The 14089-nt window shown below is 51.6% G+C and carries 14 protein-coding genes; 8 read left to right on the top strand and 6 right to left on the bottom strand.

What is annotated here, in order from left to right:
- Positions 1-9: 9 nt before the first annotated feature.
- Positions 10-801 carry an MBL fold hydrolase gene (locus ABIE10_RS03165; RefSeq protein ID WP_019076747.1) on the bottom strand — a complete coding sequence of 264 codons (792 nt, stop codon included), beginning with the start codon at positions 799-801 and terminating at the stop codon, positions 10-12.
- 192 nt (positions 802-993) lie between these two features.
- Here ABIE10_RS03165 and ABIE10_RS03160 point away from each other — a divergent pair, with 192 nt between their 5' ends.
- Entirely contained in the window at positions 994-1833 is an 840-nt protein-coding gene (locus tag ABIE10_RS03160) for an aminoglycoside phosphotransferase family protein (protein ID WP_429154697.1), read from the top strand.
- 120 nt (positions 1834-1953) lie between these two features.
- Positions 1954-2982, top strand: coding sequence for a HoxN/HupN/NixA family nickel/cobalt transporter (locus tag ABIE10_RS03155; protein WP_429154695.1), 1029 nt, complete (start codon positions 1954-1956; stop codon positions 2980-2982).
- A 148-nt stretch (positions 2983-3130) separates the two neighbouring features.
- On the opposite strand, the gene rstA is transcribed toward ABIE10_RS03155, so the two are convergent.
- A complete protein-coding gene (gene rstA, locus ABIE10_RS03150) occupies positions 3131-3874 on the bottom strand; it encodes a two-component system response regulator RstA (RefSeq protein WP_016153025.1) in 744 nt (247 codons plus the stop codon).
- A gap of 117 nt (positions 3875-3991) precedes the next feature.
- Here rstA and ABIE10_RS03145 point away from each other — a divergent pair, with 117 nt between their 5' ends.
- Positions 3992-4327: a GlpM family protein gene (locus ABIE10_RS03145; protein ID WP_016153026.1), complete on the top strand. Its 336-nt coding sequence runs from the start codon at positions 3992-3994 to the stop codon at positions 4325-4327.
- On the opposite strand, the gene folM is transcribed toward ABIE10_RS03145, so the two are convergent.
- The 3 genes from folM to ydgH all read right to left on the bottom strand — a co-directional run bounded on the left by folM (position 4324) and on the right by ydgH (position 7654).
- On the bottom strand, positions 4324-5046 hold the full coding sequence (folM, locus tag ABIE10_RS03140) for a dihydromonapterin reductase (RefSeq protein WP_094761181.1): 723 nt from the start codon (positions 5044-5046) through the stop codon (positions 4324-4326). The two genes, ABIE10_RS03145 and folM, sit on opposite strands and share 4 nt — an antisense overlap.
- A 36-nt stretch (positions 5047-5082) precedes the next feature.
- Positions 5083-6465, bottom strand: coding sequence for an amino acid permease (locus ABIE10_RS03135; protein WP_429154692.1), 1383 nt, complete (start codon positions 6463-6465; stop codon positions 5083-5085).
- Positions 6466-6709: 244 nt separating this feature from the next.
- Complete coding sequence (ydgH, locus tag ABIE10_RS03130) at positions 6710-7654, bottom strand: DUF1471 family protein YdgH (protein ID WP_016156455.1); 945 nt, start codon at positions 7652-7654, stop codon at positions 6710-6712.
- 525 nt (positions 7655-8179) lie between these two features.
- Between ydgH and pntA the strand changes: the two genes are divergently transcribed.
- A complete protein-coding gene (gene pntA / locus ABIE10_RS03125) occupies positions 8180-9709 on the top strand; it encodes a Re/Si-specific NAD(P)(+) transhydrogenase subunit alpha (protein ID WP_235116804.1) in 1530 nt (509 codons plus the stop codon).
- Positions 9710-9719: 10 nt separating this feature from the next.
- Positions 9720-11108, top strand: coding sequence for a Re/Si-specific NAD(P)(+) transhydrogenase subunit beta (gene pntB / locus ABIE10_RS03120; RefSeq protein WP_016153031.1), 1389 nt, complete (start codon positions 9720-9722; stop codon positions 11106-11108).
- 841 nt (positions 11109-11949) lie between these two features.
- Here pntB and ABIE10_RS03115 read toward each other — a convergent pair.
- The gene (locus ABIE10_RS03115) at positions 11950-12984 is read right to left on the bottom strand and encodes an AI-2E family transporter (protein WP_065554464.1); all 1035 of its coding nucleotides are present in this window, start codon (positions 12982-12984) and stop codon (positions 11950-11952) included.
- A 138-nt stretch (positions 12985-13122) separates the two neighbouring features.
- Here ABIE10_RS03115 and ABIE10_RS03110 point away from each other — a divergent pair, with 138 nt between their 5' ends.
- The 3 genes from ABIE10_RS03110 (at position 13123) to mdtI (ending at position 14084) form a co-directional block, all read left to right on the top strand.
- Positions 13123-13293: a hypothetical protein gene (locus ABIE10_RS03110; protein WP_085951052.1), complete on the top strand. Its 171-nt coding sequence runs from the start codon at positions 13123-13125 to the stop codon at positions 13291-13293.
- 109 nt (positions 13294-13402) lie between these two features.
- Positions 13403-13768 (top strand): multidrug/spermidine efflux SMR transporter subunit MdtJ, encoded by a 366-nt coding sequence (gene mdtJ / locus ABIE10_RS03105; protein WP_429155479.1) that lies wholly within the window; start codon positions 13403-13405, stop codon positions 13766-13768.
- Positions 13755-14084: a multidrug/spermidine efflux SMR transporter subunit MdtI gene (mdtI, locus tag ABIE10_RS03100; protein WP_016153035.1), complete on the top strand. Its 330-nt coding sequence runs from the start codon at positions 13755-13757 to the stop codon at positions 14082-14084. Before mdtJ ends, mdtI begins: the two co-directional genes overlap by 14 nt.
- The last annotated feature ends 5 nt before the right edge of the window (positions 14085-14089 follow it).

The following is a 14089-nucleotide window of genomic DNA, read 5'->3' as shown; positions in this document are numbered from 1 at the left end:
GCAGCCTGCTTACTTGAGACAGGAAACGTACTTTTCACCTGAGCGCTGCACGATGTCATCGGCATTTTTCGTTATGTCTTTCCCTTCAAACGCGCCATAAAGTTGCTTAAATTTCACCGTACTCAGGCGGTGGGTAATGTCGCTGACCGTTGCGGCTGGCAATGGCAACATATTGGGGTAGCTCCACATAAAGGAGACGGCATGCGCCCCAGGGGTGACCTGAACGATATCGCCGGAAAGCACCACGCCTTCATCTCGCGCCCAGTGCAGAACGCAGCCGCCAGCAAAGTGTCCGCCGAGGCGTATCACACTGACGTCGCGTGTTAGTTCCAGGGTGTCGCCATCCCAAAATTTAATCCACGGGCTGTCGCGCATTACCCACTTGCGGTCGTTGGCATGGAGATAAATGGGAGCGTTAAATTCGTCAGCCCAGTCTTGCATGGTGGTGTAGTAATGAGGATGCGAAATCGCGATGGCCTTAAGCCCGCCCAGGGACGTTATTAGCATTTTTGTGGCGTCGTCGAGCGTGGCAATGCAGTCCCATAAAATATTGCCTTCCGGAGTACGCAGAATAAACGCCCGTTGATCAATTGCAAAACCAGGAACGGTGCGGATGCTGAGGAGGGTGCTGTCATGTTGCCGCCACTTATTTGTGTGCGAAGCACAAAGTGCGGCAAAATCGACCCATTCCTGTCCGGTCGCGGGGACATACTGACGTTCGTCCTGGCAGATATCGCAATGTTCAGGAAGGGCGTCTGCAACCTCATAGGATGTTCCACAGGCTTTGCATAACGTGATCATCGTGTCTTCCTCTATTGAAAAAACACAGTCAGCATGGCACACCGATACGCAAGGGTGTGCCCTTTAGTGCTCTACACGATAAGCTAGGAATGGTGGGCGTGGGTCGTTGTGGCCCAACCAGCAGAAAGCAGGAATAATGTCTACACCGTCCCTGTCGAGGGTCATTTCCGGCGAAAAAAATGAGGATAATGTTTGGAAAATAGTCTGTTCAACACCTGGCTTAGCCGTTGGGGACTTACTCCTGATGGCCAACCGCTTGAGACGCACACATCACAGCTTTTGCCCGTGGTGACCAAAGATGGTCAGAAAGCCATACTCAAACTCACCGACGATGACAGTGAACGGAACGGCTGCGAACTAATGGTCTGGTGGAACGGGAATGGTGCTGCGAAAGTGCTTGCTCATGCAGCAGGGGCGATTCTGTTAGAACGTGCAACAGGGGCGGGGTCTTTAGCGGACATGTCCTGGTCTGGCAATGATGCGCAGGCCTGTCGCATTATTTGCCATGCAGCCAGTCGACTCCATCTCCCCCGGAATGCGTCAACGCCTGCGTTAACACCGCTACTTTATTGGTTTCGCGATCTGGCTCCTGCCGCGAAAAAGCATGGCGGCATCCTGACGCATTGTGCAGAGGTGGCAAACGTATTGCTCTCCTCTCCCCAGAATGAAGTCGTATTGCACGGTGACTTACACCACGGCAATATTCTTGATTTCGGAACGAAAGGATGGCTGGCTATCGATCCTAAAGGGCTGGTGGGCGAGCGTGGCTTTGATTACGCCAATATTTTTACTAATCCCGATCTTGCCGACCCCACCAAACCTGTCGCCATTGAGCCAGAAAGATTCGCACAACGGGTAAATATTGTGTCTGAAATCGCGAAGATTGAACGGCAGCGTTTGCTGATGTGGATTATTGCCTGGTGTGGGTTGTCGTCTGCCTGGTTTCTGCAAGAAGGAGACTGTGCCACGATACCCCTGCGCATCGCAGAGTTAGCGAGCGCGGAACTCGCTTTTGGGGGTAATCAATTTTGATCTACGACACTGGGCTGGTAATTCTTTAGAGTTATCATTAGCCTGGTAAATGTTTTATTAATCAATCAGTGAACGGCGGTGTAGTGTGTTTTTTAGCGCAAATTTGACAGGCTGTGAGCAATGAACGCATTGTTTTTTTTATTAAAAAAACGCCCGAACATTATTTTGTTGATGGTCTTACTCATCGGGGCAAACATCGTGGCGTGGCTGTGGGCTTTCACCGCGTTTAGCAACAACACGTCGTTACTGGCGCTTAGTCTGATCGCATGGTGCTATGGTTTGCGCCATGCTGTTGATGCCGATCATATCGCCGCGATAGATAACGCTACGCGTAAACTCATGCAGCAGAAAAAACGCGCCCTGACGACGGGAGCCTGGTTTTCCCTGGGGCATTCCACCATTGTGGTACTGGCAAGCATTGGCATTGCATTGACCACCAGCGTGTTTAAGCAACACATGGCATGGTTTCAGAATGTCGGAGGTCTGATAGGTACCACGGTTTCTGCCGTATTTCTGCTGATTCTGGCTACCATTAATCTCGTTATATTCTGTCATGTCTGGAAGGCTTTTCGTCATCTAAAACGCACCGGTACTTACGATGGCACCACAGAGGAAATGACAGTTTCAGGCCCGCTGAACTGGCTTTTCCGCTCGGCGTTTCGGCTGGTAGGCAAAGACTGGCATATGTATTTTGTCGGCTTTTTGTTTGGCCTGGGTTTTGATACCGCTACTGAAATTTCTCTGCTCGGAATTTCTGCTTCAAGCGCGTCCAGTGGCATGTCGGTGTGGTCAATTCTCGTGTTCCCGGCGCTGTTTACCTGCGGCATGGCGCTGATCGACTGCCTCGACAGTATCCTGATGGTTGAGGCCTACGGATGGGCATTCAATAAGCCGCAGCGTAAGCTCTATTACAATATGACCATCACCGGGACCTCGGTAATTGTTGCGCTTTTTATTGGCGGGCTGGAGGCGCTGGGGCTTCTCTCTGACGCATTTTCGCTCCAGGGAGGTTTGTGGGATACCGTCAGCGAGTTGAGTGACCATATGGGGAATGTCGGGTTTGCGATTATTGGCGTCTTTATCGGCTGCTGGATTATTTCTGCAGTAAATTACCGTTGGAAAAAATACGACGGGCTGACGTTTAGTTGACACAAAAGAAAGCCTTCCGTGAAAGGGAAGGCTTTGATCTTACTTGAGGTCTGACTAATTCGCGGTGACGATACACACCATCTTCATCACCCAAATCTGGGTGATATTATAAGTGACGGTGTAACGTATAATGGTCGGCCCTGAGGGATTACATTTGAGGCTCATCGTCCCAGGCGTGCGGTGCGAACAGATAACCTTTGTTGCGCACCGTTTTGATTCGATAGGGTTCAGTCGCGTTATCGAGCAGTTTTTTGCGTAACCGGGAAATCGCGACATCAACGCTGCGATCCATGCCGTCATAACTTACGCCGCGCAGGTTCTTCAGCAGCGCATCGCGGTCCATAATTTGCCCGGCATGGGTTGCCAGCTCCCACAGTAATTCAAAATCGGCGGTGGAGAGTGAGACTTGCTCGCCGCCGAGCAGCACGGAACGATTGGTTGGGTCGATAGTGAGTGTGCCAAAGCGCAGCGTCGTGTGCGGCGTGATGGTTGCCGCCTGAATACCTTTAGACTGGACTGAATGTTCATTCTGGCGCAGATGCAGACGCAGGCGAGCAAGCAGCACTGCTGGCGGCGTTGTCTTCAGAATATAGTCACAGGCACCCATTTCCAGCGCCAGAATATGGTTCATATCGCTGTCCAGCGAGGTGAGCAGGACAATAGGACCCTGCCAGCGTCCACGCAAATCGCGGCAGATAGTCATCCCATCTTTGCCCGGCAGCATGATATCTAATAACACCAGATCGGGTTGAACTTGCAGGATTTTCTCCTCGGCCAAATCACCTCGAGGCTCAACGATAACCTCAATATCATGCCGGGCCAGATAGGCTGCAATCAGCGAGCCAACTTCGGGATCATCTTCAACAAATACGATGGTGTTCATATCATTCATTTTGAATATAAAACGCCAACATACACCGCCCCGGTTTTTCCTTCCATTAATCTTTTCTAAACAAGAACGCTTCCGTTATGCTAGGGGCTGATGTTATTGATGTGTTAAGGCAGAGTGATGGGACTCGTTATAAAAGCGGCGCTCGGTGCGCTGGTGGTGGTGTTAATTGGTGTGCTGGCGAAAACAAAGAACTACTATATTGCCGGATTAATTCCGTTGTTCCCGACCTTTGCGTTGATTGCCCACTATATCGTGGCCAGTGAACGTGGGATCGAAGCGTTGCGTACAACCATTGTCTTCAGCATGTGGTCGATTATTCCCTATTTTGTCTACCTCGTTTCGCTGTGGTATTTCACCGGATTTATGCGCTTACCCGTTGCGCTCGGCGGTTCAGTGGTGTGCTGGGGCCTGAGCGCATGGTTGCTTATTTTTTGTTGGATTAAATTGCACTAACGCAGATGACGCCCGCCATCAAGGGCAAAACTACGCCCGGTGACAAAACAGCTGGTCAACAGATAGTCAATTAAATCAATGACCTCTTTTTCACCCGGCGCTGTTTTCATCAGTGATTTGTTCAATGCCTGCTGACGATACTCTGCATCGTCACCCTCGTTAAACAGGATTAGCGAGGGGGCAATCGCGTTCACTTTCACTTCTGGTGCCAGTTTGCGCGCGAACGAGCGGGTCATGTTGTCCAGCGCCGCTTTGCTGGCTGCATAAGCGATGTGCTTATCGCTGCCACGCTCCACAACATAATCTGTAAAATGGATAATATCGCTGGCCGCGTGTCCATGCCCGCGCAGCAAACCTTCCAGCGCGTGGTTGAGCAGGTAGGGGGTATTGACGTGAATCTGCATCATGGTTGACAGCACTTCGGTTAACGGCGCTCCGGGCTTTTCTGCAAGCCAGGCACTGGCATTATGCACAATACCGCGCAGGCCATCCGTCTGTGCTTTGACCTCATCCGCAAAGGCCAGTACGCCCTCATCGGTGGAAAAATCAGCCTGGATACACAGCGCGCCCGCATCTCGCAGGCCATCAATAGCCGGATAATGCGTACGGTAGCTGACGATAACTGGCTGTTTTTGATTAATAAAGTGCCATGCGACGGCGAGGCCGATACGTCGACCTCCTCCGGTGATAAGAATTGGCAAAGGGGGTTTTTTACCCATCGTAATCTCCATGTGTCGCGAACGATGGGGACAATGTTACCCCATCAACATCCAGGTCGCCGGAACAGCAGCAACTAGCAGCAGGCCGATCAGCGCCATTTCCTGGCGTTTTAATACGTTTTCATGCGCGTGTGTTTTACGGGCATAAAGGAAGACCAGCAGCCCTGGCGCATACAGCACCACAGACAGCAGCAGGTGCATCGGACCTGACGCATACAATAACCATATGCCATAAATACTCGCACCGATACCGACAGCCTTATGAATTGGACGAGTGGCAATTTTCAGCAGAAATGCGCCGACCAGTAAATAGGGCACCAGAATCATTTCTGAGGCGATGGTTAATAACGTATTGTAGTCGGAACCTGTGAGCCAGATCAGCACCAGGCAAATCTGTACGCAGACATTGGTCAGCCACAGCGACGCCGATGGCGCGCCTTGCGCGTTCTGCCGCGCAAAAATGCGTGGAAACGCTTTGTGCGTGGAGGCGAGGAACGGCACTTCCGCCGCCATAATCGTCCAGCTTAAATAAGCACCGCACACGGAGACAATCAGACCTGCGGCAATAATAATTTCACCCCATGGCCCCATCATTTTCACCATCAGACCGGCCATTGACGGGTTGCGGATCTCCGCCAGTTCGGGACGTGCGACAACGCCCAGAGACAGCAGGGTGACAAGCAGATAAACGCCCAGCGCGGCGAGTACCGCCAGCAGCGTAGCGCGTCCGACATCGCGTTTGTTTCTGGCACGAGCTGAAACCACCACCGCGCCTTCCACACCGATGAAAACCCACAGGGTGATGAGCATGGTGTTTTTTACCTGCTCCCAGACGGGAACGCCCAACGCTACGCCGGTAAAATCGAGGGTAAAGGTGTCGAGCTTAAACAGCATAAACGCCAGCACGATAAATAGACCAAGCGGCAGTAATTTCGCCAGCGTCGCCACCAGGTTAATACTGGCTGCCGTTTGCACACCACGCAGCACCAGAAAATGGACCACCCACAACAGCACCGATGCGCCAACAATCGACTGCCAGGTATTACCGTCGCCAAACAGACGTAACTCCGGCGTGTCGGTAAAGAAGCTGAGCGCAGAGAAAACAATCACCAGATACGAAACGTTAGCGATAACAGCACACAGCCAGTATCCCCACGCGGAGCAAAAGCCAATCAGCTCACCGAAACCTTCACGTGCATAGGTAAATATGCCGCCATCCAGTTCAGGACGGATACGCGTCAGAATCAGCATGGCAAAGGCGAGCAAAAGGATACCCGCACCGGTAATCGCCCAACCAATCAGTAATGCAGCCGGGCTTGCTACCGCCGCCATATTTTGTGGCAGGCTGAAAACACCAGCGCCGAGCATTGAGCTTAAAACCAGCGCGGTGAGTGCGCTCAGACCCAATTTCTTTTCCATTTGTATCCAGTGACAAAAACGAGAGTGAGAGAATAATTATTTTGGCAAACCGCATAAAAATGGTGAAAGCCACTAAGGCGCGGGATTTTACGGAGAGAAGAGAACGCATGCAATGGGGATAGAGAGATTTGTGACTAATAGTGTGAAAAGTAGTCTTAATACTGCTGTTTTTGTTTCGCCCGAGGGGAGGATGGCGGGAAATTATCAGGTCTACAAGGCTGTAGACCTGATAAGGTACTGAGTATTACTTATACAGGTCAGCGCTGATGGTCATGTTATTACCACGTTCAGACCACTGGCGGGTGATGTGATAATACTTAGCGCCTTTCTTCGCTGCGCGTTTGGCAACCTGGTAAGAGATTTCAGTCATGTTGCCATAGTTACCGGTGAACTTGATGCTGTCGAACGGCACCATCATAGCGGCGGTTGCTTTGTTCAGTTCTTCAACTTTGGTTCCATCCGGCAGCGTGACAGTGTAACGCCCACCTTTGGTGGATTGCGTTTCGAAGAAACGACCGACTTCAGCGCTCGGAGACGCGGTAGTCGCAACGCCTGGGATCTCAACTTTCTTCGCGGCTTCGCCACCGGCGGCTAATGCGGCACGTCCGGCATCTGAATCTGCTGGGATCGCATCAGGGCTTTGTACTACGCGTTTTTTCGCATCAGCTTTATAGATGAATGCGGTAATACGCTGGTTGCCACCCTGGTTGGCATCGACCTGGCGCACGATGTAGAAGGAGTAAGCGCCTTTCTCTTTCGCTGCTTTGGTGATGGCATCGTTCACTTCAGGCTGGCTGCGGTAGAAGCCCTGCACCGTAACGGTATCGAATGGTTCTATCAGAACGGCCTGATCTTTCGGTAATTCCATCACGCCGTTAATGACACGGTTTTTGGACGCTTCCGCTTTTTCAGCATCGGCTTTATAGATGTCGGCTACAACGCGCCAGTTACCGCCGCTGCCAAAATCTGAGGTATCAACAACATAAAAGGAGGCTGCACCGTCTTTATCTGCACGGCGTGATACGGCGGTCACCGCGTCACCGATAGCATTAAAACGACCGGTAACCACAATGCGGTCATAGGGTTTCAGGGCAGCCGCTTGCTCCGGCGTCAATTCTGTCGCTGCATTTACAGAAAAAGCAGTCGCAGAAATAAGTGCGGACGCCAGGAGAGTGTTCTTAAGCTTCATAAAAATAATCCTTCGCCTTGCGCAAACCAGGTACTGGTATTGTTATTGACTAGAAACGTCGCTGATTATTGCATTTAAATTGTGTCAGTGTCTGCGTCATTTTTCACTCATCGTGCCACGTGACGTAACAACACAGATAACATTTTGTGATATGTCGAAAATTTCGGCGTTTGGCGACCAAAACTGATAAAGCAGTTGAATTTCATAAGTTAATTTAATGTTAATCAATTGTTTTTGGCAGGCACGTAATCATGTTTTGCCGCTTCGCTTGAGCGAATTATCGGCCTTTGTGGGCTATTTTTAGGGTATTTTATCTGCCAGCGGTCCGATTCATCTCTATTTCGCGAATTTCATAATAAATACTGTTTTTTGGCGCTAGATCACAGGCGTCATTTTCAGTAGGTTATACAGAGTTTGTTACTGTTTTATTTTATTGGGGTAACACTGACCTCTTTCGAGAGTGCGCGCATGCCTCGTGCGAACATTGATAAACCATCATCACAAATACAGATGGAAGGGAACATTATGCGAATTGGCATACCAAGAGAACGGTTAACCAATGAAACCCGCGTCGCAGCTACGCCGAAGACGGTTGAGCAGCTGCTTAAGTTGGGTTTCAGCGTCGCGGTTGAAAGCGGTGCAGGTCAACTGGCAAGTTTTGACGATAAGGCGTTTGTACAAGCAGGCGCAGAAATTGTTGACGGAAATGCCGTCTGGCAGTCAGAGATTATCCTGAAGGTCAACGCGCCGGAAGAGGCGGAAATCCCGTTGCTCAACCCGGGCACGACGCTGGTGAGTTTTCTTTGGCCCGCGCAAAACCCTGAGCTGTTGCAAAAGCTGGCAGAGCGCAACGTGACGGTTATGGCGATGGACTCCGTGCCGCGTATTTCGCGCGCGCAGTCGCTTGATGCCTTAAGCTCGATGGCGAATATCGCCGGGTATCGTGCCATTGTTGAAGCCGCTCATGAATTTGGCCGCTTCTTCACCGGCCAGATCACCGCCGCGGGCAAGGTTCCACCTGCCAAGGTCATGGTGATTGGTGCGGGTGTGGCAGGTCTGGCTGCTATCGGTGCGGCAAACAGCCTGGGCGCTATCGTTCGTGCTTTTGACACCCGTCCGGAAGTGAAAGAACAAGTTCAGAGTATGGGCGCTGAGTTCCTCGAACTGGACTTTAAAGAAGAGGCCGGCAGCGGCGACGGTTACGCCAAGGTGATGTCCGAAGCGTTCATCAAAGCTGAAATGGCGCTCTTCGCCGCACAGGCGAAAGACGTTGATATTATCGTTACCACCGCGTTGATTCCGGGCAAACCGGCACCGAAACTGATCACCCGTGAAATGGTCGATTCGATGAAGGCGGGCAGCGTGATTGTCGATCTCGCCGCGCAAAACGGCGGTAACTGCGAATATACCGTGCCTAACCAGGTGACCACCACCGAGAACGGGGTGAAGGTTATCGGTTATACCGACCTGCCAGGCCGACTGCCGACGCAGTCTTCCCAGCTTTATGGCACGAACCTCGTTAACCTGCTCAAGCTGTTGTGCAAAGAGAAAGACGGCAATATCACCGTCGATTTTGACGACGTGGTCGTACGTGGCGTTACGGTGGTTCGCGAGGGTGAAATCACCTGGCCTGCGCCGCCTATCCAGGTTTCAGCTCAGCCGCAGGCTGCGCCAAAAGCCGCGCCCGCGCCGAAAGAAGAGAAAAAACCGGCCTCACTGTGGCGCAAATATGCGTTGATGGCACTGGTCGTCATACTGTTTGGCTGGCTTGCTGATGTCGCGCCGAAAGAGTTCCTGGGTCACTTTACGGTGTTCGCGCTTTCCTGTGTAGTGGGTTACTACGTGGTCTGGAATGTGTCGCACGCGCTACACACTCCGCTGATGTCCGTGACAAACGCTATCTCCGGGATCATCGTTGTCGGGGCGTTATTGCAAATTGGCCAGGGTGGCTGGGTGAGTTTCCTGAGCTTTATCGCGGTGCTTATTGCCAGCATTAATATTTTCGGTGGCTTCACCGTGACTCAGCGCATGCTGAAAATGTTCCGGAAAAACTAAGGGGTAACATATGTCTGGAGGATTAGTTACAGCTGCATACATTGTTGCCGCGATCCTGTTTATTTTCAGCCTGGCTGGGCTTTCGAAACACGAAACCTCTCAACAGGGTAACAACTACGGTATCGCCGGGATGGCGATTGCGCTGATTGCCACGATTTTTGGCCCGGAGACCGGCAACGTTGCGTGGATCCTGGTGGCGATGATCATCGGCGGCGCGATTGGTATTCGTCTGGCGAAGAAAGTCGAGATGACCGAGATGCCGGAGCTGGTGGCGATTCTGCACAGCTTCGTCGGTCTGGCGGCGGTACTGGTGGGTTTCAACAGCTACCTGTATCACGACACAGGCCTGGAACCGATTCTGGTGAACATTCACCTGACGGAAGTGTTCCTTGGTATCTTCATCGGTGCGGTGACCTTTACCGGTTCCGTGGTGGCGTTTGGCAAACTGCGCGGTAAGATCTCTTCTAAACCGCTGATGCTGCCGAATCGTCACAAAATGAACCTGGCGGCACTGGTTGTTTCTTTCCTGCTGCTGGTGGTGTTTGTTCGTACCGAAAGCGTGGGTCTGCAGGTTCTGGCGCTGCTGGTGATGACCATTATTGCGTTAGCCTTTGGCTGGCATCTGGTGGCGTCCATCGGCGGTGCGGATATGCCGGTCGTCGTTTCAATGCTTAACTCCTATTCAGGATGGGCGGCGGCGGCGGCGGGCTTTATGCTCAGCAACGATCTGCTGATCGTCACCGGTGCGCTGGTTGGTTCTTCCGGTGCGATCCTGTCTTACATCATGTGTAAGGCGATGAACCGTTCGTTTATCAGCGTGATTGCCGGTGGCTTTGGTTCTGATGGTTCTTCTACGGGGTCTGATGAAGAAGTCGGTGAGCATCGTGAGATTAATGCGGAAGACACGGCAGAAATGCTGAAGAACTCGCACTCCGTGATAATCACCCCGGGCTATGGCATGGCCGTGGCACAGGCGCAATATCCGGTCGCTGAAATCACCGAGAAACTGCGCGCCCGCGGCATCAAGGTACGCTTTGGTATTCACCCGGTAGCAGGGCGCTTGCCTGGTCATATGAACGTGCTGCTGGCGGAAGCCAAAGTACCGTATGACATCGTGCTGGAAATGGATGAAATCAATGATGATTTCGCCGATACCGATACCGTGCTGGTGATTGGCGCCAACGATACGGTAAACCCGGCGGCGCAGGACGATCCGCGTAGCCCAATCGCCGGTATGCCGGTGCTGGAAGTATGGAAAGCGCAGAACGTTATCGTGTTCAAACGTTCTATGAACACCGGCTATGCTGGCGTGCAGAACCCGCTGTTCTTTAAAGAAAACACTCATATGCTGTTTGGCGATGCCAAAGCCAGCGTGGATGCGATTCTGAAAGCGCTGTAATCGTCAGCGCAAACCAAGACGGCCTCTGCGAAGGTAATGCTTGTCAGTTAACGAGGATGAGTGGCACATACGGAGGTAATGAATCTGTTGCCTCCGGTATATTGCTACGTTCACCTTATGTTTGTCACTTCTCTGAGGCAATACGACCTGTGAACGTGTTAAGGGTACTATCGCCGTACCCTTAACAATCCCGGCTCCCGGCGGGAAAATTGTTGCTGCGCAATACCCTCCGCTTATTCCTTCAGGCTAACGGGCCGGGCGCGAGGTAGCGTCCCTGCAAAACGCGCCCTGAACCCGCATCCCTGCGGGTTCTCCCGGCCTTACGGAAACACGTCGGCAATTTTCAGCCGGACCAGCCCACACCTGACCACCTGCGTTTTTTATCTGAACAGCAAAACAGAGTTAACTGGAAGTCAGTGCGTTGCAGCGATGACCCCGGTCCGGCTGAAAATCGATGAGGCGTTGACGGCTGACCGGGTCTGCCCGCAGGGATGCGGGCAGAGGGGACGGCCTGCAGGGACGCAGGCTCGGCCCCGACCCGACAGGCAGACGGCATAAGACGAATGAATCGCGCAGCGACGATTTTCCCGCCGGGAGCCTGGGTTGCAAGGGAGGCGGCGGTGAGCCTCCCTTGCGCGTTCACGGGTATCTGAGCCTCATAGAATTGATACCACTGAGGTGAACGAAACCCTGAGCCAAAATCACATGTTCTCCATAATGATTAACTGACGGGCATAACCTCTGCGGAGGCCGTTTTTTTTTAATACTTCGCTATTCATGATTACCACTCATAAACCCATACGGTTTTAGCCGTCTAATCACCGTAAAACGCCGTGTATATTCATTCTTTATTGAGATCGCTCAGCAACACGGCAATGCTTTGACCGCCGTTGGTTTGCTCAAGCGCGATTTTCACGATGATGGTCAGCGGTACAGAAAGCAGCATCCCGACAGGCCCCAGTAACCAGCCCCAGAAGATTAACGACAGAAACACCACCAGCGTAGACAACCCAAGTCCGCGCCCCATGATCCGTGGTTCGAGGATATTTCCGAACACCAGGTTAATGACCAGATAACCTGCGAAAACCACCAGGGCGTCATAAAGGCCGCTAAATACCAGCACCTGAGCAATAGGGGGAATGGCGGCCAGCACCGAACCGATATTAGGAATATAGTTGAGCGCAAACGCCAGCAGTCCCCAGACAAAAGCGAAACGCACGTCGAGTGCGGCGAGCATGCCCCAGGCCACCAGCCCGGTCACAATGCTGATCGCCGTTTTGAGCACCAGATAGTGGGAAACGCTGTCGATGGCGCGTTGAATCGCCGCCATTCCCTCAATGGGACGACTCATCATTTGTTTGAGTTTGTTGGGTAACTGCGGTACTTCCAGCAGCATAAAAACCACCGTCAACAGCAATAAAAATATCGATGACATGGCATTAGACAACTGCGCCAGTAAATTGGTCACCAGCGTCATTGCCGCGTTCGGGTCGATATATTTGACGAGTTCATCCACGGAAACGCCGATCCCTACGCGCTGTAACCACGGCTCAAGGTTTTTGAGTGGGATAACCAGTGAAGAGCGATACTGCGGCAGCGTTCGTGCAAGCTCATTTAAGGATGTACCTAAATACGCTAATAGCAACACCATTAGCATTACAATAATAACAATGAGCAATGATACCGCTATTACGCGCGGTATGCGAAGTTTGACCATCCGCTGCACCACGGGGTTAAGCACGACGGCAATAAATAACGCCAGAATAAATGGGACGATGATATCTGCGGCAACGCGGATGCCGCTCAGGATGATAACCAGCATGCCCAGCATAATGACTATTTTTAGGCCGTTAAGCGTGATGATCGGTTTCGCCATGTGTATTCCTGCATTTTTCATTTTTGAATCTGAATAATAATGTGATTTGCGTCGAGCCGTTATAACAAAAATCAAATGGGGCAGGTAAAGAAGTGAAAAGACTTTGAGTTCGCATTGAAGCTATGGTACAAATCATCTGTGTTTAACTACCGAGGACAATTATCATCCGCGATGATGAGAAGCAACACTGCGGATAATTGTAATATTATGGACAATATGTTCAGGATGTTTTTGCGTTTACCTTCACTTCTTCGTACCTCCTCCACTTTCTTGCTTGCGGGTGAGCAACACTGGCGCAACGCGCTTTAGTCCCTTCTTCTGCCTGAGCTGGCGCTGTGCGCTGAGCTAACTAATTTTATTTTTTTTGGTTTACTGCATGCAGTAGGCCCAAAGGACTATATTCTCAAGCAGGAGAAGCATTATGTTTTACTGGATATTATTAGGTCTGGCCATCGCGGCTGAAATTACTGGTACGCTGTCAATGAAATGGGCAAGCGTCGGCCATGGTAATTCGGGCTTTATTTTAATGCTGGTAATGATTGCCTTATCGTATATTTTTCTCAGTTTTGCCGTTAAAAAAATTGCCCTTGGTGTGGCCTATGCCTTATGGGAAGGTATCGGTATTTTATTTATTACGCTGTTCAGCGTGCTGTTATTTGACGAAACCTTGTCCACGATGAAGGTGGCTGGACTGGTCTCGCTGGTGTTAGGTATTGTGCTGATTAAATCCGGTACACGAAAACCGACAAAGGTGGGCAGAGAGGTGAGCCATGCAGCAGTTTGAATGGGTTCACGGCGCATGGCTTGGCATAGCCATTGTGCTCGAAATCGTCGCTAACGTCTTTTTGAAATTTTCAGATGGGTTTCGCCGCAAGACTTATGGCGTGCTGTCGCTGGCAGCCGTGTTAGCGGCCTTTAGCGCGCTGTCCCAGGCGGTAAAAGGTATCGACCTTTCTGTTGCCTACGCCTTGTGGGGCGGCTTTGGGATTGCTGCGACGTTAGCGGCAGGTTGGGTATTGTTTGGTCAGCGCCTGAATCATAAAGGCTGGATCGGTTTGGCGCTGCTGCTTGCCGGAATGGTGATGATTAAACTTGCCTGATCTCA

The organism is Citrobacter sp. 506 (assembly GCF_050434985.1).
Taxonomy (GTDB): Bacteria; Pseudomonadota; Gammaproteobacteria; order Enterobacterales; family Enterobacteriaceae; genus Citrobacter; species Citrobacter braakii.
The sequence above is the reverse complement of the archived record's forward strand: the minus strand, read 5'-3'. Positions and strand labels throughout refer to the sequence as shown.